General features: G+C 73.4%; 19 protein-coding genes. 6 read left to right on the top strand and 13 right to left on the bottom strand.

Translation table 11 applies throughout. The features are described from left to right. Positions 1-79 precede the first annotated feature (79 nt). The 4 genes from ABEB07_RS00860 to ABEB07_RS00845 form a co-directional block, all read right to left on the bottom strand. Positions 80-1,066, bottom strand: coding sequence for a YeiH family protein (locus ABEB07_RS00860; RefSeq protein WP_425588932.1), 987 nt, complete (start codon positions 1,064-1,066; stop codon positions 80-82). Between the two features lie 218 nt (positions 1,067-1,284). After that, on the bottom strand, positions 1,285-1,848 hold the full coding sequence (locus ABEB07_RS00855; RefSeq protein WP_345666568.1) for a cysteine dioxygenase family protein: 564 nt from the start codon (positions 1,846-1,848) through the stop codon (positions 1,285-1,287). A 122-nt stretch (positions 1,849-1,970) separates the two neighbouring features. Further along, positions 1,971-2,876 carry a LysR family transcriptional regulator gene (locus ABEB07_RS00850; RefSeq protein WP_345666567.1) on the bottom strand — a complete coding sequence of 302 codons (906 nt, stop codon included), beginning with the start codon at positions 2,874-2,876 and terminating at the stop codon, positions 1,971-1,973. 151 nt (positions 2,877-3,027) lie between these two features. Continuing rightward, positions 3,028-3,720 (bottom strand): GntR family transcriptional regulator, encoded by a 693-nt coding sequence (locus ABEB07_RS00845; RefSeq protein WP_345666566.1) that lies wholly within the window; start codon positions 3,718-3,720, stop codon positions 3,028-3,030. A 111-nt stretch (positions 3,721-3,831) separates the two neighbouring features. Between ABEB07_RS00845 and ABEB07_RS00840 the strand changes: the two genes are divergently transcribed. Then, positions 3,832-4,365, top strand: a complete 534-nt coding sequence (locus tag ABEB07_RS00840; RefSeq protein WP_345666565.1) for a YbhB/YbcL family Raf kinase inhibitor-like protein — start codon at positions 3,832-3,834, stop codon at positions 4,363-4,365. 125 nt (positions 4,366-4,490) lie between these two features. Further along, positions 4,491-5,339, top strand: coding sequence for an SCO6745 family protein (locus ABEB07_RS00835; protein ID WP_345666643.1), 849 nt, complete (start codon positions 4,491-4,493; stop codon positions 5,337-5,339). Positions 5,340-5,496: 157 nt separating this feature from the next. Here ABEB07_RS00835 and ABEB07_RS00830 read toward each other — a convergent pair whose 3' ends face one another. Beyond that, complete coding sequence (locus ABEB07_RS00830) at positions 5,497-6,228, bottom strand: GntR family transcriptional regulator (protein WP_345666564.1); 732 nt, start codon at positions 6,226-6,228, stop codon at positions 5,497-5,499. Positions 6,229-6,550: 322 nt separating this feature from the next. Between ABEB07_RS00830 and ABEB07_RS00825 the strand changes: the two genes are divergently transcribed. Further along, on the top strand, positions 6,551-7,822 hold the full coding sequence (locus ABEB07_RS00825; RefSeq protein ID WP_345666563.1) for an MFS transporter: 1,272 nt from the start codon (positions 6,551-6,553) through the stop codon (positions 7,820-7,822). Positions 7,823-7,854: 32 nt separating this feature from the next. On the opposite strand, the gene ABEB07_RS00820 is transcribed toward ABEB07_RS00825, so the two are convergent. The 6 genes from ABEB07_RS00820 to ABEB07_RS00795 all read right to left on the bottom strand — a co-directional run bounded on the left by ABEB07_RS00820 (position 7,855) and on the right by ABEB07_RS00795 (position 14,978). Next, positions 7,855-9,285, bottom strand: coding sequence for a purine-cytosine permease family protein (locus ABEB07_RS00820; RefSeq protein WP_345666642.1), 1,431 nt, complete (start codon positions 9,283-9,285; stop codon positions 7,855-7,857). A 216-nt stretch (positions 9,286-9,501) separates the two neighbouring features. Continuing rightward, the gene (locus tag ABEB07_RS00815) at positions 9,502-10,323 is read right to left on the bottom strand and encodes a family 1 encapsulin nanocompartment shell protein (protein ID WP_345666562.1); all 822 of its coding nucleotides are present in this window, start codon (positions 10,321-10,323) and stop codon (positions 9,502-9,504) included. A gap of 18 nt (positions 10,324-10,341) precedes the next feature. After that, a complete protein-coding gene (locus ABEB07_RS00810; RefSeq protein ID WP_345666561.1) occupies positions 10,342-11,325 on the bottom strand; it encodes a Dyp-type peroxidase in 984 nt (327 codons plus the stop codon). A gap of 220 nt (positions 11,326-11,545) precedes the next feature. Continuing rightward, positions 11,546-12,676: a bile acid:sodium symporter family protein gene (locus ABEB07_RS00805; protein WP_345666560.1), complete on the bottom strand. Its 1,131-nt coding sequence runs from the start codon at positions 12,674-12,676 to the stop codon at positions 11,546-11,548. Between the two features lie 124 nt (positions 12,677-12,800). Beyond that, positions 12,801-13,316: a hypothetical protein gene (locus ABEB07_RS00800; RefSeq protein ID WP_345666559.1), complete on the bottom strand. Its 516-nt coding sequence runs from the start codon at positions 13,314-13,316 to the stop codon at positions 12,801-12,803. 459 nt (positions 13,317-13,775) lie between these two features. Continuing rightward, a complete protein-coding gene (locus tag ABEB07_RS00795) occupies positions 13,776-14,978 on the bottom strand; it encodes a cysteine desulfurase-like protein (protein WP_345666558.1) in 1,203 nt (400 codons plus the stop codon). 260 nt (positions 14,979-15,238) lie between these two features. Here ABEB07_RS00795 and ABEB07_RS00790 point away from each other — a divergent pair, with 260 nt between their 5' ends. Next, complete coding sequence (locus ABEB07_RS00790) at positions 15,239-15,571, top strand: DUF3140 domain-containing protein (protein WP_345666557.1); 333 nt, start codon at positions 15,239-15,241, stop codon at positions 15,569-15,571. A gap of 36 nt (positions 15,572-15,607) precedes the next feature. Here the strand turns inward: ABEB07_RS00790 and ABEB07_RS00785 are convergent, their stop codons facing one another. Both ABEB07_RS00785 and ABEB07_RS00780 read right to left on the bottom strand, forming a co-directional pair. Next, a complete protein-coding gene (locus ABEB07_RS00785) occupies positions 15,608-16,264 on the bottom strand; it encodes a CoA transferase subunit B (RefSeq protein ID WP_345666556.1) in 657 nt (218 codons plus the stop codon). 2 nt (positions 16,265-16,266) lie between these two features. After that, complete coding sequence (locus tag ABEB07_RS00780) at positions 16,267-17,127, bottom strand: CoA transferase subunit A (RefSeq protein WP_345666555.1); 861 nt, start codon at positions 17,125-17,127, stop codon at positions 16,267-16,269. Between the two features lie 361 nt (positions 17,128-17,488). Here ABEB07_RS00780 and ABEB07_RS00775 point away from each other — a divergent pair, with 361 nt between their 5' ends. Both ABEB07_RS00775 and ABEB07_RS00770 read left to right on the top strand, forming a co-directional pair. Next, positions 17,489-18,721 (top strand): substrate-binding domain-containing protein, encoded by a 1,233-nt coding sequence (locus ABEB07_RS00775; protein WP_345666554.1) that lies wholly within the window; start codon positions 17,489-17,491, stop codon positions 18,719-18,721. Between the two features lie 4 nt (positions 18,722-18,725). Further along, positions 18,726-19,550: an ABC transporter ATP-binding protein gene (locus tag ABEB07_RS00770; RefSeq protein WP_345666553.1), complete on the top strand. Its 825-nt coding sequence runs from the start codon at positions 18,726-18,728 to the stop codon at positions 19,548-19,550. The last annotated feature ends 35 nt before the right edge of the window (positions 19,551-19,585 follow it).

The raw sequence follows: 19,585 nt of genomic DNA, 5'->3' as shown, positions 1-19,585 counted from the left end.
CGACGACCCGGGCGTGATGTGACGGCGCGCTTCATGGCGGCGCCCAGGGTGTGACGCCGGTCCGGATTTCCGGCCCGGCTCACGCCGTCAGCAGGACGCCCCCGTACGAGACGCCCGCGATGACCAGCCAGGAGCACAGGCCGAGGACCGCGACCCGGCCCCCGTCGCGCACCAGGGACGGCAGGTGGACGGCGCTGCCCAGCCCCACGAGGGCCGCGGCGAGCAGCAGTTCCTGTGCCTGATGGGCGGCGGTGAGGGCGGACTGCGGGAGCAGGCCGGTGGAGCGCAGCGCCGTCATGGCGAGGAAACCGGCGACGAAGAGGGGGACGACCGGCGCCCGCCGGGCACCGCGCGCGCCGTCCGGCGACGCGTGCGCGGCACCGCCCGCCCGGCGGCGGCGCAGGGAGAGGCCCACCGCCGCGACGAGCGGTGCGAGCATCGCCACCCGGATCAGTTTGACGAGGACCGCTTCGCGCAGGGCGGTCGGCCCGCCGGTCTGCGCGGTCGCCACCACCTGGCCCACGTCGTGCACCCCCGCCCCCACCCAGCGCCCGAACTGCGTGGCGTCCAGCCCCAACGGCGCCTGCAACAGCGGCAGTACGACGATCGCGAGGGTGCCGCACAGGGTCACCACCGCCACCGCGGTGGCCACGTCCTCCTCCTCGCTGTCCGACACGTCGCTCATGGCGCCGATGGCGGAGGCGCCGCAGATGGCGTAGCCGGTCGCGATCAGCAACGGCTGGTCGCCGGGCAGACCCATACGGCGGCCGAGCCACACCGTGCCGCCGAACGTCGCGGCGACGGTGCACAGCACCATGACGACCGTCTCCCAGCCGAGGCCCAGCACGTCGCCGAGGCCGACGCTCAGCCCGAGGAGCACGACACCGGCCCGCATGAGCCGTTTGCCGGCGAAGCTGAGCCCGGGGCGCGCCACACCCCGTACGGTGGCGCGCGACCCCGGCAGGTGTGCGGCGGCGACGCCGAGCACGATGGCGGCGGTGAGCATGGGCACCGCGGGCAGCACCCGGTGCGCCGTCCACGCCAGCGCGACCCCGGCGGCGGCCACCGCCAGGCCGGGGAGCTTGCCGCGGACGGCGCCCGCCGCGGGCGGTTCCGGGGCGCGGAGGAGCGTCGGGGCGTCAGGCCCGGACCGGGTGCGGACCGGTCGGCCGGTCACCGTGCCGTGGTCGGTCGTCGTGGTGCGGCCGGTCGGCGTGCTGTGGTCGGTCGTCGTGGTGCGGCCGGTCGTCGCCGTGCCGTGGCCGGTCACCGTGGCGCGGTCGGTCACCGTTCGCCGGCCGGCGGTTCGTAGGTGCGGCGGACGCTGGTGCCCAGGCGGGTGATGTCGGCGCCGTAGACGTGCAGGGAGATCGCCTTGTCCCCGCCCGCGTTCCAGACCCGGTGGATGTCGCCGGGCGGTGCGAAGCCGCACACCTGGCCCCGCTCGTTGACCACGTCCCGGGTGGCGACGAGCCGGGGACCGTCGGCGCCGGGCATCAGCGCGTAGCGGCGTTCGTGTTCGCGGCCCTCGTGGACTCCGGTGACGCACCAGGAGACGTGGTCGTGGACGGTGGTCCGCTGGCCCGGCAGCCACACCAGGGAGACGATCGAGAAACCGCCGTCCGGCTCCGCGTGCAGGACGTGCTGGCGGTAGTGGCCGGGGTCGCCCTCGCGCTGCCGGTCGGTCAGCAGGTCGGCGGCGCCGAGGTGCGGCGCGAGGCGCTCGCCGACCAGGTGTGCGGTGCGCTCGGGTGGCAGGCGGCGCGCGACGGTCTCTCTCACCTCGTGGACGAGACGGTCGAGGCGAGTGGTCACCGTCGTACGCGTCCGGGCCTGGGAAGTGGTCATGCCGACAGCGTCCGGCCCGCGGTACCCGTGCGTCCAACGACGGTTTCTTCGGTTCAGCCCAAGCTGTGCTTATGGAAGCGCGGCGAGACGGCGGTCTCCGGGGGCCCTCGCACGCGAGTGGATCAGCAGCCGACGCGGCGTTCGGCCGCCGCCCTGATCGTCTCGACCACCAGGGCGGTCGCCGGTATCCGCAGGTGCTCGCGGAGCACGTACGCCGAGATCCGGCGGCGTACGGCCGGCTCCAGGGCGCGGCCGGCGACCCGGTCGAGCCGCAGGAAGGAGAGCACCAGGCTGGGCATCAGGGCGACGCCCAGGCCCTCGGCGACCAGGGACTGCACGACGAGGCCGTCGTCGGTGGTGAAGGCGATGTCGGGCGCGAAGCCCAACTCGGCGCACTCGTGCAGGAAATGGGTACGGCAGCGGGCGCACCCGGCGATCCAGCGTTCCCCGGCGAAGTCGGCGAGCCGCACCGCCCGTCGCCGGACCTGCGGATGGCCGACCGGCATCAGCACCGTGAGCTGGTCCTCCAGCAGCGGGACCTCCACCACCTCGTCCGGCACCGTCTCGCGCAGCCCGGGGTAGGTGAAGGCGAGCGTGACGTCGCACTCGCCGCGCGCCAGGCGGTGGAGCGAGTCGGGTGGTTCGTCCTCCAGGAGTTTCACCCGTATCCCCGGGTGGTCGGCGGCGAGGTGGGCCAGGGCCTCGGGGACGAGGGTCGCGCTGGCGCTGGGGAAGGCGCACACCCGTACCCGGCCGCTGTGCAGTCTGGTGATCGCCGTGACCTGCTCCTCGGCCACGGACAGGCTGTCGAGGATGGCCTCCGCGTGCCGGGCGAGTGTCTCGCCGGCCTCCGTCAGCCGCATCCGCCGGCCCACCCGGATGAACAGCGGGCTGCCCACGGAGCGTTCCAGCGCCTTCATCTGCTGGGTCACCGCCGGCTGCGTGTAGCCGAGCGCCGAGGCGGCGCCCGAGTACGTCCCGGCCCGCACCACCGCGTGGAAGGTCCTGATGTGCCGTGAATCGAACACGCGTCGAATCATAAGCAGAACTTGGGTTCCGGGCCGAGACCGGTTCCCGTCCGCGTGCTGACGACCAGGAGACCCGCGAGCAGCGCGATGCCGTCGGGCGCTGCGTCAACCGCCTTGGCGAGGGCGGGGATTCCGGACGAGACCGCCTCGGCTAGAGCGCCTGACCCGGATCCCCGGTCAGGGCGGCCGCGGTCAAGGTGAGGTGCCGGACCAGGATCTCGGCCGCGGTGTCGGCGTCGCGGGCCAACGCCGCCTCTTCGAGCCTGCGGTGCTCCTCGGCGCCGTCCCGGCCGGGGTCGCGGTGCGCCGACCAGCGGCGGGCCAGCTCGCTCGCGGTCCACAGCCGGTCGAACGTCTCCAGCAGCGCGCGATTGCCGCACGCCTCCAGCAACGTGCGGTGGAAGGCTCGGTGGGCCTCGGCCCACGCGCCGGTGTAGTGCTCGCCCTCCTCCGGCGCGTACGCCGGAGTGCGCACCAGGCGATGGTGGGAGGCCCGCACACGGGCCTCCCAGTCGACATCGCCGCGCTCGATCGACATGCGCAGGATGACCGGTTCCACGGCCCGGCGGGCCTCCGCGATCTCCTGCCAGCGGCGGTCGGAGAAGGACGGGACCGCGAAACCGCGGTTGGGCAGCCGGTCGGCGAGCCCTTCGCCGACCACCCGTACGAGCGCCTCGCGCACCACGGCGAGGCTCACGCCCTGTTCCTTGGCGAGATCCTGCGGCTTGAGGGGGGCGCCGGGGGCATGGTCCCCGCGCATGATCGCGTCCCGCAGGTGTGCGTAGACCTGCTCCGAGAGCATCTGCTTCCCCGGCGGGGTCGAGGAGTGCGCCGTCTGAGTCATGGGCTCATCCTAGTCGATCGGATAGACGATCCCTTAGATAATCGATTATTGATGCTAGAGTCGATTCATCACCCGATGGAGGACGTCATCGTCCGGACAGGAGCGACCGCTGTGCCCGTCAACGACCCCTTCGCCCGCCTCCCTCAGGCGGCTTCCTTCACCGTCACCAGCACCACCGTCGACGACGGTGCCGCCTGGCCGCCCGCGCAGCACTCCTCCGGCCTGCCCGGCGGGAAGGACACGTCCCCGCAGCTGTCCTGGAGCGGCGCCCCGGAGGGCACCAAGAGCTACGCCGTCACCGTCTACGACCCCGACGCCCCCACCGGGTCCGGGTTCTGGCACTGGGCGGTCACCGACATCCCCGCCACCGTCACCGCACTCCCCGAGGGCGCCGGCGACGACACCGGCTCACAACTGCCCGACGGGGCCTACCAGTTGCCCAACGACGCCCGCGCGGCCCGCTACATCGGCGCCGCCCCGCCGGCCGGACACGGTCCGCACCGTTACTTCGTCGTGGTCCACGCCCTCGACATCCCCTCGACCGGCGTCCCCGCCGACGCCACACCGGCCGTCCTCGGCTTCACCATGGCCGGTCACACCCTCGGACGCGCGGTGCTGACCGTCACTGCCGAGACACCCGCCTGACGGCGCCCCGACTCCCTGGAGACACCATCGCCATGCACCCGCACACCCATCCCGACTCCGCCCGCCCCGACTCCGCCCGTCCCGACTCCGTCCGCCTCGTCTCCGTCCGTCCCGGTGACGGCCCGATGGACCTGGACGCCGTCCGCGCCGTCAGCCGCGCCGTCACCGCCGCCCACCTGTTCATCTATCTCGTCCCCGAGACCGCCGAGGAGGCGGCCGAACTCGGCGTGACCGACCCGGGGCCGGCCTATCTGGCCTTCCGGTCGGCCGCGATGGGCGCGGTTCCGTGGCACGTCACGCTCGCGGCCTTCTACAACTTCAGCCCGCGGGCCGTGCGGGCCATGGCGGGCGTATGGGACGCCGCGCCGCCCGAGCGGTGGCGGGCCGCCCGCTTCCTGGCCGCCGGACGGGCGATGCGGCGCGTCGGCGTACCGCTCACCGGCGACCGGATCGCCGAGGCGCGCTCGCTGATCGACCCGGTCGTCGCCGGCGCCGACTACGCCGGCAAGGTGCTGGCCGCCGCGAACGCCTCGGTCGCGCTTCCCCCCGATCCGCTCGTCGCCCTCTGGCAGCAGATCACGGTGGCGCGAGAGTGGCGCGGCGACGCACATCTCGTCGTGCTCGCCGACGACGGTCTCGGGCCGTGCGACTGCCTCGTCCTGCACACCGCGACCGGAAGCCTTCCCACGGCCCTCGCGCGAGCGACCCGGCAGTGGGACGACGCGGAGTGGAGCGCGGCGACGGAACGCCTCGTCGCGCGCGGCTGGCTCGACTCCGACGGCGCGGTCACCGACGCCGGCAGCGCGGCACGCGAGCGCATCGAGGTGGAGACGGACGAGCACTGCGCCGCGCCGTGGGCGCCGATCGGCAACGCGGGCGCCCGCCGCTTCGCCTCGCTCATCGCGCCGATCACCGACGCGTTCACCGCAGCGGGGACATATCAGGCCGTACGCGAACGGTCTGATCGCGCCTGAATCGCGCCTGAATCTCGCGTGAACGGCCCGATGCCCGAGCCGGATCGCACGTGACGGCACCGCGGCCGTGAAGCGCCGCCCCGGTGCGCGGCGCCTGTCCCCACTCGATCAGGCGGTGGCGCCGTCCCGCTCGCCCGCGCCGGCCGAGCGAGACCGCCTAGCGGTGGCCGCCCGGACGGACGGCTGGGGGGAGGGCCGGGGGCTGTTCGTCCTCGGGGGCCGGGTCCGGGCGGCCGTCCGCCCACAGGGTGCGGATGTGGGCGAGGTGGCGTCGCATGCAGTCCTCGGCCGCCCGCGCCTCACCGGCCAGCATCAGATCGAGCAGTTCGACGTGCTCCTGGGCGGAGGAGACCAGGCGCCCCGTCTCTTTGAGGCTGCCGAGACCGTACAGCCGCGACCGCTTGCGCAGGTCGGCCACCACCTCCACGAGGCGGGTGTTGCCGGCCAGGCCCAGCAGTTCCAGGTGGAAGCGGTGATCCGCCTCCAGGTACGCGAGCACGTCGCCCTTCCGGGCCGCCGTCACGATCCGCCGGGCCAGCGGCCGCAGGGCCTCCAACTGCTCGCCGCCGGCCGTCTCGGTGACCCGGCCCACGGTCGGGACCTCGATCAGGGTGCGCAGTTCGGTGAACTCGTCGAGGTCCCGGTCGGTCATCTCGGTGATCCGGAAACCCTTGTTGCGGACCGCCTCGACCAGACCTGCCCGGGCCAGGTCCAGCATCGCCTCGCGGACCGGGGTCGCCGACACGCCCAGTTCGGCTGCCAGGGCGGGCGCGGAGTAGACGACACCGGGGCGCAGTTCGCCGGCGACGAGGGCGGCGCGGAGCGCGTCGGCGACCTGATCACGCAGATGCGCCGGAACGGAGATCGTCCGCGGTTCCAGATGAGGCATCCTCGTTCCTCCGTGGGCGCCGTCCCGAGACCTCCGAGCATACAATGTCACGTTGCGCTGTTGATCAACGTCCGTGACGGCCGTCGGCGGACGGAGTGCGGTGCCCGCCCTCCGGCGACCGGGGCGAACCCGGGCACGTCCACCTCGCGGTCCAGCCCGACCGCCGGCCTCCGTGGTGCCCCGGCCGGGGAGGAGCGGTCGACGACCGGCCACGTGCGGACGCCGGGCCCCGGCGGTCTCCGCCGCCCGCTGCCCGGTGCCCGGCGTCCGCCGCCCGGCGACCAGCGGTTAAGGTGCTCGCTGCGCCGAGCCGAGGGAGATCATGAAGACCGCCGCCGAGACACCGACGATCATCAGCACACCGCTCGAAGTGGCGGCCTTCCGGCGGTTCGTGGTGGCCAACCTCGTTTCCGCGACCGGGACCACGATGGCCCCGCTCGCACTGGCCTACTCCGTCATCGAGCAGGGCGGAGGCGCCGGCTCCCTCGGCCTGGTACTCGCCACGAACACCCTCCCGGTGATCGTGTTCCTGCTGGTGGGCGGCGTCTTCGCGGACCGTCTCCCGCGCAGCCGGATCCTGTTCCTCGGCAATCTGCTGGCGGCGGCCGCGCAGGGCGTGCTCGCGGTCACCGTGGCCACCGGTCAGGCGACGACGACGTCCATCGCGCTGTGCGGCCTCGCCTCCGGGACGGCCGCGTCGTTCACCGCGCCTGCCGCGCAGGGCGCCGTCGCCCAGATCGTCCCCGTGGAACACCTGCAACGGGCCAACGCGCTGCTGCGGCTGCCGGCCAACGCGGTCAAGGTGCTGGGACCGGCCGCCGCGGGACTGGTCGTCGCCGCCGGCGGCGCGGCCTGGACCCTCGCCTGGGACGCGGCCACCTTCGCCGTCGCCGCCTTCCTGCTCCTCGGCCTGCGCCTGGACGCGCCGATGGCCGCCACCGTCGGTGTGCTCGCCGATCTGCGGGCGGGCTGGTCCGGCTTCTGGGCCCGCACCTGGCTGTGGACCTACACGGCCGCCGGGACCGTGCTCGTCGCGGCCTGGCTGGCCGGCTTCCAGCTGCTCGGCCCGCTCGTCGCCGCCGAGCGCTACGCCGGGGCCCGCGACTGGGGTGTGATCCAGGCGGCCCTGGCCTGCGGACTGCTGGCCGGGACGCTGGTGTGCCTGCGCTGGAAGCCCCGCCGTCTGCTCGTCTGCGCGATCGTCACGAGCGGTGCGCTGGCGCTGCCCCTGGCCGCCATGGGAGGGGGACTGCCGCTGCCCGTCGTCCTGGCGGCCACGCTGCTCGCGGGGATCGGGCTCGACATCTCGATCGTCGCCTGGAGCACCGCGTTCCAGCAGCACGTGCCCGCGGCCGAACAGGGCCGGATGGGCGCGCTGAACGGCATCGGGGAGCGTCTCGCCCTTCCCCTCGGCTACCTCGTCACCGCCCTCGCGGCGCACACCTGGGACACCCGGACCGTGCTCCTGGCCTGCGCCGTCCTGATCGTGGCCACGGCCGCCCTGAACCTCTGCGTTCCGGACGCCCACCGCGTCGACCGGGTCGAACCCGTCGACCGGGTCATCGGGAAGGGTGTCTCCGGGATCGCGCGTTGACGGCCGTCCCGCCGCTCACTCCTCGCGCGACCTCACCCGGCGTCCCGGCCGAGCGGCGCTCCCGGCGCGCACGCCTCGGGCGCGGTGCCCGGCAAGGCGGCCGGACCGGTCGGCGCCGACCGGGCCCGGCGGGCGCCCAACACGCCGTAGAGCACCGCGGGCACGACCAGACCGACGATCCAGGAGATGTCGGCGCCGCCCAGCGGGGCGACCAGCGGGCCGGTGTAGAAGCTGGTGGACAGGAACGGGAGCTGGACGGCGACACCGACGCCGTAGACCAGCAGCGCGGTCCAGCGCCAGCCGCCGTAGCGGCCGTTCGGGTCGCTCAGTGCGGCCAGGTCGTAGCGCTCCCGGGAGATCAGGTAGTAGTCCACCAGGTTGATCGCCGACCACGGGGTGAAGAACGTCAACAGGAACAGCAGGAAGTCGGCGAAGGCGTCCAGGAAGGAGTTCCGCCCGGCGAGCGCCACCGCCGTGCCCGCGGCCATGATGCCCGCGATGTAGGCGGTGCGGGCGCGCCCGGACAGAACGCGCTGACCGCGGAAGCCGCTCACACTGGTCACGATGGACATGAACCCGCCGTAGGTGTTGAGCACGTTCACCGTGAGCTTGCCCAGCGCGATGACGAAGTAGAGGAACGAGGCGATCAGCCCCGCGCCGCCCAGGCCGACCACGTAGCCGACCTGGTCGTCCACGAAGGCCGCCCCGGCGGTGGCCGCCACCAGCACACCGAAGGTCATCGACCACTGGGCGCCCAGCACGGTGCCGGCCAGCGTCCAGCCGAAGGTGGCGCGGGCGGACGTGGTGCGGGGCAGGTAACGGGAGTAGTCGGCGACGTAGGGGCCGAACGCCAGTTGCCAGGACGCCGAGAGGGAGACGGCCAGCAGGAACATCGGCAGCGAGAAGTGGTGTTGATGCGCCATGTCCGCGAGGTCCACCCGGTCCAGCAGCCGTATCCCGAGATAGACGAAGGCGAGCGCGCACACCACGCTCGCCACCCGGCCCAGGGCGTGGATCACGCGGTAGCCCACGGTCGCCATCGCCCCGGTGACCAGGGCGAACAGGATGATGCCCGGCACCGCCCCGAGATGCGTGAGCTTGCCCACCGCCTGTCCGGCGAGCACCGAGCCGCTGGCGAAGAACCCGATGTACATCACGACCACCAGGGCCAGCGGCACGACCGCCCCGCGCACCCCGAACTGCGCCCGCGAGGAGATCATCTGCGGCAGGCCGAGCCGCGGCCCCTGTGCCGAGTGCAGGGCCATGACGGCGCCGCCGAGCAGGTTGCCGAGCAGCAGGCCGGTCACCGACCAGACCACGTCCCCGCCGAACACCACCGCCAGGCCGCCGGTGACGACCGTGGTGATCTGGAGATTGGCGCCCAGCCACAGGGTGAATTGCGAGAACGCCGTGCCGTGGCGCTCCTCGTCGGGGATGACGTCGATGGAACGCTGTTCGACCATGGCCTGTGCCACGAGCTGCTCCGTCCTGCTGCGCGCCGGCCGGGGCCGACGGGTCGGATGCGGTTCGAGGCACTGGACATCGTGGGGGCGCCGCCCGGGACGCACCCGGACAGCCGCGTCCGACGCGAGGAGGAGCGCGCACGCACCGCTGCATATAGTTATGCAGGGTTCCCCTTAGTTGAATGAAATGCAATACCCTCCGGCGCATCACCTGCGTCACCGCAGTGCCACGACCGCCTCGTCCGTGTACACCAGGAACGTCAGCGTCTGCCGGAAATACAGGTCGATCCCGGCCGCGTCGTGCGCGCTGTAGCCGATCGCTAGGTCCTCGCCCAGGCGCAGCTCGAAGTCACCGCCCCGGGTGGACAGCAGGAACGCGCCGTCGAGCGCGGGCGCCCAGAGGGGCGGCGCGTCCAGCAGCCGCCCGAGGTGTGCGGCGACCGGGTAGCCGTGGTCGGACGTCTCGCTCACCGCCGTATACGTGTCGGCGCCCAGCAGCAGCGCGTACGGCCCCTCCACACCCGCCAGACGCAGCGTCGTCAGGGCCCGGCTGACCGCGTCCGGATACGCACGGGGCTCGTCCGGGAGCGTCACGACCGGGTGTGAGGTGCGTTCGCGCAAGCCGTGCACACCCGCCGCCGGGTATCCCTCGAAGACGGTGCGGTCCTCGGCGAACGCCATGGTGCGCACCGCGTCCTTGACCGGCTGCCAGTCGGAGTCCTGCGCGCCGCGCTCCACGTCGTCCACGGCGTCACGGGTGATCCGGAAGGGAACCGTCAGTTCGACCAGCGACCGCACCTCGCGCAGCCGCGCGGTCACCCCCTGTGCGGGGGCCTCGACGCCGGTGAGGTGGCCGGTGCCCACCGCCGCCAGCGCGGGACCGTCGGGCCCGGTCACGTCCACGGCGCGGCGGCCGCCGACGTTGCGCCGGAAGGTACGGCGGGCCTCGTCCTCGATCTGCGCCCAGGCCGGCGCGGTGATCGGGGCGAGTTCCCGGTGCAGGTTGCTCGGTGCGGAGGACGGGGTGGACGTCGACATGGGTTCGGGCTCCTTGGTTCAGGCTCCTTTGAGGCCGCCGATCCCGAGGGAACCCTCCAGCGCCACGGCGCCCGAGGGCGCGGCCGGCGGGTCGTCGAGGAAGTCGGCGCTCGGCGCGTGGAAGAGGGTGCCGGTGACCGCGGTGGAGAAGTCGAGGATCCGGTCGTGCACACCCGGACGGTCGCCGAGGAACATGTTCCGCAGCATCTGTTCGGTCACCTCGGGCGTACGCGCGTAACCGATGAAGTACGTGCCGAACTCCCCGTCCCCGACCCGGCCGAACGGCATGTTGTCCCGTACGATCTTGCGCTCGTCGCCGTCCTCGTCGGTGACGGTGTTCAGGGCGACGTGTGAGTCGACGGGTTTGACGTCGTCCGGCATCTCGACGTTGTCCGACTTGCTCCGGCCGATGACCTTCTCCTGCTCCTCGACCGACAGCGACTTCCAGGCGGTGAGGTCGTGCAGGTACTTCTGGACGACGACGTAGCTGCCGCCGGCGAAGTCCGGGTCCTCGGCGCCGACGAACACCGCGGCGTCGGCGAGGGCGCCCTCCGGATTCTCGGTGCCGTCCACGAAGCCCAGCAGATCGCGCTCGTCGAAGGACTTGAAGCCGTGCACCTCGTCCACGACGGTCACCGCCCCGCGCAGCCGCTCGCCGATCAACTGCGCCAGCTCGAAGCAGAGGTCCATCCGGCGGGAGCGCAGATGGAACAGGAGATCGCCCGCCGTGGCCGGGGCGTGGTGCCGGGCGCCGGTCAGCGGCACGAAGGGGTGCAGGTCGCGCGGGCGCGGCCCGGCGAACAGCCGGTCCCACGCGGTGGAGCCGATGCCGGTGACACAGGTGAGCTGCGCCTCCGGCGCTCGGAAACCCACTGAGCGCTTCAGTCCGGACAGGTCGGGGAGGAGATCGCGGACGACGGACTCGCCGCCGGAGGTGATGGCGCACACCAGGAACAGCGCGGACCTGGCCGGCGGGGCGATCACTGACTGCGGTTCGACCACGGACCTGCCTCCTCGGTGTTGCGGCGGCCTCACACCGCGCCCGCCGGGGAACGGAACGCGCGGGCCGGTCCGGTCACCGACGCACCCGCGCGTCCGGCCCCGGGTTTCCTGCCGCGGCCGGGTTCAATCCGGCGCGGCGCGGCGCGGCGCGGATCGGGGCGCGGTGCGGGTCGGGCTCCGGTGCGGGCTGGGGTTCGGCCCGGGACGGGTCTGGGCGCCGTCACTGGGCGGCGGCTTCGGTCTCCTGAGGTGTGCGCCGCGCCATCCACGCGGCGACGAGGGAGCCGGACACGTTGTGCCACACGGAGAAGACGGCGGCGGGGAGGGCCGCCAGCGGGCTGAAGTGGGCGGTGGCGAGCGAGGCGGCGAGCCCGGAGTTCTGCATGCCGACCTCGAAGGCCATCGCGCGGGACGCGGGCCGCCCGAGCCGGGCGAGCCGTCCGCAGCCGTAGCCGAGGGCCAGTCCGCAGCCGTTGTGGAGCACCACCGCGAGCAGGACGGTGAGGGCGGCGGACTTCAGGGCGTGCGCGCTGCCCGCGACGACCACGGCGACGATCGCGGCGATCGCCAGCGAGGACAGCCACGGCATCGCGCCGAGCACCCGCCCGACGTAGCGCCCGGCGACCAGGCGCACCGCCACTCCCGCGACGACCGGCAGCAGCACGGTCTTGAGGATGTCGGTCACCATCGAACCGGCGTCGACGGGCAGGTACTGGCCGGCGAGCAGCAGCGTCAGCGGCGGCGTCAGCAACGGCGCGAGCACGGTGGAGACGGTGGCGACCGAGACGGACAGGGCCACGTCGCCGCGGGCCAGGTAGGTGACCACGTTGGAGGCGGTGCCGCTGGGGGCGCAGCCGACGAGGATGACACCGGCCGCGAGGGTGGGCGAGAGGTGCAGCAGGTGGGCCACCAGCCAGCCGAGCCCCGGCATGATCACGTAGTGGGCCACCAGGCCGAGCAGCACCGCCCAGGGACGGCGGGCCACGCCCCTGAAGTCGTCCAGGGACATGGTGAGGCCCATGCAGAACATCACCAGGCCGAGGAGATACGGCACGTCGGGGCCGTATCCGCTGAAGGTGCCCGGCGTCAGGAGGCCGACGACCCCGGCCGCGAGGACGAGGACGGGGAAGACGGTGACGGCCCGGCGGGCGGCCCGATCGGCCGGGGCGGGGCCGCCGGTGTTCACGGGAGCGTCGCCGTTCGTCGGAGCACCGGTAGGCGTCGGCGCACCGGCGTTCGTCGGCGCACCGGCGTTCGTGGGCGCACCGGTGTGCGGGGGAGCGCCGTCGGAGGCGGGGGCGCCCGCGTTCGTGGGGGCGCCGTCGGCGGAGGGAATGTCGGAGCTGCGCATAAGATGCATGTAAATACCATGTATCGGCGGGCGGCAATCCCGTCTCGGGATCCGGGCAGCGGCCCCGCGTGGGCCGCTGCCCGAAGACCGCCCGCCGTCGGCCGGTCGGACCGGTCAGTCCCGGTCAGACCAGCTTGCAGTGGCTGCCCCGCTGCCACGGGGCCCTGGTGCCGGCGCAGACGGCCACCGCCACGCCCTGCACGGAGGAGTTGCCCCACTGGAAGTGCTTCCTGCTGCCGTTGTTCCGCGGGCCCGCGGCGGCCAGGGGGCCCGTCCACTCCCGCTTCCAGCGACCCTGGTTGAGCTTCTGGTACCGCACGTACACGTAGGCCTTGTTACGGTCCGTGCGGGTGTCCCTGACGTAGGACGAGGAGTAGTCGATCCGCGCGTTGCGCCGGTTGTCCCAACACACGTGGAAGGCCGTGTACGCCCCGGTCACCCCGCCCTTGCGGTACTGGTGGTGCGGCCAGTTGCGGCCGCACTCCAGCCCGACGGCGGGCCGGGTGTGGCGTACCGCCGCGGATGGCGTGTCGGCGTTCTGCGGCGTGGCCAGAGCAGTGCTCGCCGGCGCGAGCAGGGTCAGGCCGCTGCCCAGCAGCGCCGGGCCGGCCACGAGTGCGAGAGTCTTCCGGATGGACATGATGGTCCCCCTGTCCTTCGACGGTTCGGTGCGCCACAGGGGCGCGGAGGCCCGCGCGAGACCGCGAGGGCGGAGCGTGGGGACGGCTTCGGGACGGGACGGCGGTCCGTCCGCCCCGGCCGCGGCTGCGGGGACTCCGGCCGGCGGGTGCTGGCGTGCCCCACAGCAAACCTCGGACCTGTGGCGGTGAACAGCGACCGCGTATGCGTCTCGGTCAAAGTGGTTCGGCCGGTTTCATCGCCGTATGCGCGGGAATGGCACGGCGTGTCGCGACGGCGGCCCGACTCCGGGTGGCCGTTGCGACGAGGGAGACGGCGCCGGGGCCGGGAACCGGCCCCGGACAGGACCGGAAGTCTCGGCGCGCGCCGGTATGACTCTCACTCCAGCGGGTGAATCGCATGGTCAGCGCATTGACGGGGGCCGCCGCGCGCTCAGAGCGCAGTGCTCAGAGCGCAGTGCTCAGCGGTCGAGGGCGTCCAGCGCCGTCAGCAGCCGCTCGACGTCGTCCGCACAGCTGTACGGCGCCAGCCCGACCCGTACGCCGCCTCCGTCGCCCAGACCGAGCCGCCGCGACGCCTCCAGCGCGTAGAAGGAACCGGCCGGAGCGTCGACGCCGTGCTCGGCCAGCTGCCGGGAGACGTCGGCCGGGCGCAGTCCGGCCACGGTGAACAGCAGGGTCGGAGTGCGCCGCGCGGCTCGCGAGTACACGGTGATCCCGCCGAGGTCCGCGAGCCCCCGTTCGATCCGCCCGCGCAGGGCGTCCTCGTGCGCCTCCAGCGCGGCGAAGGAGGCCGCCAGACGCTCGCGCCGGGTGCCGCCCGCACCCGGCGCCAGATCCGCGAGGAAGTCCACTGCGGCATGCGCGCCGGCCAGCAGTTCGTAGGGCAGGGTGCCCAGTTCGAACCGCTCCGGCACGGCGTCGCTCGACGGCAGCAGCTTGTCCGGGCGCAAGGTCTCCAGGAACTCCGGCCGGGCCGCCAGCACCCCCAGGTGCGGACCGAGGAACTTGTACGGCGAGCACACCAGCGTGTCCGCGCCCAGGGCGGCCAGGTCCACGGCCGCGTGCGAGGCGTAGTGCACGGCGTCCACGTGCAGCAGCGCGCCGACGCCGTGCGCCAGCGCCGCGACGGCCGGGAGGTCGGGGCGGGCGCCGATCAGGTTCGACGCCGCGGTGACCGCCACCAGCCGGGTGCGCGCGGAGAGCACCGCCGCCACGTGCTCGGGACGCAGCTCGCTGGCGGCCGGATCGAAGTCCGCCCAGCGCACGGTGGCGCCGACCGCCTCGGCCGCCTGGACCCAGGGCCGGATGTTGGAGTCGTGGTCCAGACGGGTCACGACCACCTCGTCGCCCGGCCCCCAGTCCTTGGCCAGCGTCCGGGACAGGTCGTACGCCAGCTGGGTGGCGCTGCGGCCGAACACGATGCCCCGCGGTGCGGCGCCGAGCAGGTCGGCCAGGGCGGCGCGGGCCCCGGCGACGGTGTCGTCCGCGTTGCGCTCGCCCTCGGTGGTGCGGCCCCGGTTGGCCAGCGGCCGGGACAGGGTGTCGGCGATGGCGTCGATGACCGGCTGGGGCGTCTGGGTGCCGCCGGGGGCGTCGAAGCGTGCGGAGCCGGACTTCAGCGCGGGTATCCGCGCGCGGACCGCGTCGACGTCGAGGGCCATGTGAACTCCTGTGGGCTCGGGTGCCGTGCCTCCGGGCGGGCCGGGCCGTGCCCGTCACCGCGGCCCCATGATCCCACCCGGCGAGCGTCTGATCCCACCCCGCGCGCCGCGAACCGGGCTGCGAACCGGGCGGCCGGGCCGCACGCTGGCTGAGGAGACCGAGGAAGCCGATGGGGCTGCCGACGGGAACGACGAGGCCGAAGGGTCCGAGTGGCCGAAGGGTCCGAGGGGCCGGCGAGGCCGGAGGGATGTGAGGCGGCGTGGACGGTGCGGAGCGCAAGGAGACCTGGGAGGACTTCCGCGAGCTGGTGAACATGAAACCGGCGCGGCTGGAGGAGTGGCTGGCGACCGACGCGTCGCAGAGCGCCGGTCAGCACAAGGACGGCGAGGAGTCCACCGGGCACGCCTCCGGCCGCCGCATCGCGGAGATCCTCCGGGCGAAGAAGGGTGACCTCTCGGACGACGACTACCAGCACATGCGCAAGGTCACCGGCTACATCCGACGGCACCTGGCCCAGCGGCCGTCGGGCGACGTGGAGGACACCCGGTGGCGGTACTCCCTGATGAACTGGGGTCACGACCCGCTGGCCTGAGTTTCCTCAGCCGCTCTCCAGCCGTCGCCCGCAGGGTCAGCGGCGTGCGGCCACCGCCTCGTCGTCGGACAGGAGTTCGGCGTCCGTGGCGTCCCGCACCTGCTCCACCGTGACGCCGGGGGCCGTCTCGACCAGCCGCAGCCCCGCCGCGGTGACGTCGACGACGGCCAGGTCGGTGATGATCCGGTGGACGACGCGGCGGCCGGTGGCGGGCAGCGTCAGCTCCTCGACGATCTTCGGCGACCCGTCCCTGGCGGTGTGCTCCATGACCACGATCAGCCGGCGGGCGCCGTGGACCAGGTCCATCGCCCCGCCCATCCCCTTCACCATCTTCCCCGGGATCATCCAGTTGGCCAGGTCGCCCCGGGCCGACACCTGCATGCCGCCGAGCACGGACACGTCGATCCGGCCGGCCCGGATCATGCCGAAGGAGAACGCCGAGTCGAAGTAGGACGTGCCGGCGACGGTGGTCACCGTCTCCTTCCCGGCGTTGATCAGGTCGGGGTGCTCCTCGCCCGCGTACGGGTAGGGGCCGACGCCCAGGATGCCGTTCTCCGAGTGCAGCACCACGTGCACCCCCTCGGGCAGGTGGTTGGGGATGAGCGTGGGCAGGCCGATGCCCAGGTTGACGTACTGGCCGTCGCGCAGCTCCCGCGCGGCACGGGCGGCGAGCTGGTCCCGGTCGAGCGGCATCGTCAGTTCTCCTCGGTGGCGGTGGCGGTAGTGGAAGGTGTGGCGCTGGGTGTGGGTGTCTCGGCCGTGGCGGTACGGGTGTCGGCGGCGCCCGCCGCCGGAGCGGTGCGGCGCGCCGGGCGTACGGTACGGCGCTCGACACGTTTCTCCAGCGAGGTGTCCACGGCGACCACCCGGTCCACGTACACCCCCGGCAGATGGACCGCGTCCGGCGGCAACTCGCCCGCCGCGACGATGCGTTCGGCCTCGACCACGGTGACCCGGCCCGCCATCGCGCACAGCGGGTTGAAGTTGCGCGCCGCCGCGTGGAAGACGCAGTTGCCGTGCCGGTCGGCGACGGCCGCCCGGACCAGCCCGAAGTCGGCGGTGATGGCCTCCTCCAGCAGATGGCGGCGGTCGCCGAACTCCCGTACCTCCTTGGGCGGCGAGGCCACCGCGACGCTGCCGTCGGGGGCGTAGCGCCAGGGCAGGCCGCCCGTCTCGACCTGGGTGCCCACGCCGGCCGGTGTGTAGAACGCTGGGATGCCCGTGCCGCCGGCCCGCAGCCGTTCGGCGAGCGTGCCCTGCGGGGTGAGCTCCACCTCCAGCTCGCCGGCCAGGTACTGGCGGGCGAACTCCTTGTTCTCCCCCACGTAGGAGGAGGTCATCCGGGCGATCCGGCCGGCCCGCAGCAGCAGGCCCAGTCCCCAGTCGTCCACCCCGCAGTTGTTGGACACCACTCGCAGCCCGGACGTGCCGGCCTCGACCAGCGCGCCGATCAGGGTCGACGGGATGCCGCACAGGCCGAAGCCGCCCACCGCGAGCACCGCGCCGTCGGGGACGTCCGCCACCGCCTGCGCGGCCGAGTCCACCACCTTGTCCATGCCGATTCCTTCCCCAGGGGATCTCCGTGCTGCCTGACGAACGGTCATAAGTCGTCGTACACGCACCGCATGAGGTGTGGGACGGCCGCGGCCGGCCGACGTGTGAGGCCGGCGGCCCGGTGACGGCGGTCAGGCGGTCTCACGATCGCCGCCCCGGCCGGCACCGGCCATGTGTGCCGATGCCATGACCAGACCGCGAGGAGCGGGTGCCGGCCACATGCCGTACGCGCCCGGGCCCTCCTATCGTTCCGGCAACCACCCACCGCGATCCCACCGCCGCGGGCTGCGGGCGGCCGTTCCTCGGGAGGGGACGGCGCCCGGCGGCGGCGTACGGGCGACACACCTTCAGGAGCCGGCCATCATGCGTTCCCACGCCACGGGCACCCTCAGAAGCAGATCCGTCTCGATCCTCGCCCTGCTCGCCGCGGGCGCCCTGGTCACCGGCTGCTCGTCGGCGGGCACCGCCGGCACCTCCACCGGCGGGGACAAGGCGTCGGACCCGGTCAAGGTCGGCCTGGTCTACTCCCGCAGCGGACTGCTCGCCGCCTACGGCAAGCAGTACGAGGAGGGCTTCAAGGCGGGCCTCGCCTACGCCACGCACGGCACCAACAAGGCCGGCGGCCACCCGATCGAGGTCAGCGAGCAGGACGACGCGGGCGACCCGGCGAAGGCCGTCGCCGCCACCAAGACCCTGGTCGGCAAGGGCTACAAGATCATCGCCGGGACCACCGACTCCGGTGTGGCGCTCCAGATGGCGCCGCTGGCCGCGCAGAACAAGGTGCTCTACGTCAGCGGCCCCGCCGCCACCGACGCGGTCACCGGCGTCAACACCTACACCTTCCGCTCCGGCCGCCAGTCCTACCAGGACACCCTGACCGCCGGCTCCCTGCTCGGCGACCCCCAGGGCAAGAAGGTCACCGTGCTCGCCCAGAACTCCGCGTTCGGGCAGGCCAACGTGGCCGCCGTGAAGGCCGTCCTCGGCACGAAGGGCGCGAAGGTCGGCTCCGTGCTGGCCCCGCCCAGCGCCACCGACCTCACCCCGTTCGCCCGCCAGGCCAAGGCGGGCAAGCCGGATCTGGTGTTCGTCGCCTGGGCCGGCGCCACCGCCCCCGCGCTGTGGACCGCGCTGGACCAGCAGGGTGTGCTGGACGCCGGGAAGGTGGTCACCGGACTGGCCGGCACCGCCTCCTACCCGATCTTCGGCTCGGCGGGCTCCAAGGTGTCCTTCCTCGCCCACTACTTCCCCGGCGCCGGCGGCGGCAACCCGGTGGAGAAGGCGATGCTCGACGGCATCACCAAGGCCGGCGGCACCCCCGACCTGTTCAGCCCCGACGGCTTCACCGCCGCCCAGATGATCGTGCACGCCATCGAGTCCGGCAGCGCCACCGACACCTCCGCCATGGTCAAGGCCCTGGAGGGCCGGAGCTTCGAGGGGCCCAAGGGCAAGGAGCAGATCCGCGCCGAGGACCACGCTCTCCTCCAGCCCATGTTCACAGCCAAGTTGAAGGGCGCCGGCGCCGCCGCCGAGCCGCGACTCGTCGCCGACGTCCCCGCGTCGTCGGTCGCGCCTCCGGTGAAGAAGACGGTGGGCTGAGCCGATGACCTCCCCCAACACGGCGCCGCCGAGCGCCGACGGGGCCCCGGCCGCCGGTGGGGTCCCCGCCTCCCCGGCACCCGGTCCCGGGCCCGTGCTCGCGCTGCGCGACGTCGGCTGGACGGTCGGCGGCGCCACCATCGTCGACTCCGTCACCTTCGACGTCCGCGAAGGCGAGTTCCTGGCCTTCATCGGCCCCAACGGCGCGGGAAAATCCTCCCTGTTCAACCTGATCAGCGGCATCAACCCGGCCACCCGCGGCACGGTCGAGCTGGACGGCGCCGACGTCACCGCCGAGGCCGCCTACGCCCGGGCCCGGCGCGGCCTCGGCCGCACCTTCCAGACCTCCAGCCTGTGGCCGGGCATGACCGTCGCCGACCACGTGCGCCTGGCCGCCCAGGCGGCATGCGGCGGTTCCTACCGGGTGTGGCGGCGCGCCGACGCCTACGCCGACCAGGTCACCCGGGTCCTCGCCCGCACCGAGCTGACCCATCGCGCCGACACACCCGCCGACTCCCTCTCGCACGGCGAGAAACGCAAGCTCGAACTCGCGGTGCTGCTCGTCGGCGAACCCCGCCTGATGCTGCTGGACGAGCCGATGGCCGGGGTGAGCGCCGAGGAGGTGCCCGCGCTGACCGAGCTGATCCGCTCGCTGCACCGCGAAGAGGGCCGCACCGTGCTCATGGTCGAGCACCACATGGACGTCCTGCTCGGCCTGGCCGACCGGCTCGCCGTGATGCACCACGGCACGCTGCTGGCCCTGGACACACCCGGAGCCGTGATGGCCGACCCGACCGTGCAGCAGGCCTACCTCGGGGAGGCCCTGTGAACACCCCCGCGACACCCGGCGGAAACTCCGCAGCG

Source organism: Streptomyces similanensis, from assembly GCF_039543625.1.
GTDB classification, from domain to species: domain Bacteria; phylum Actinomycetota; class Actinomycetes; order Streptomycetales; family Streptomycetaceae; genus Streptomyces; species Streptomyces similanensis.
Note: the sequence above shows the minus strand (reverse complement) of the source record. Positions and strands in the feature narration are given on the sequence as shown.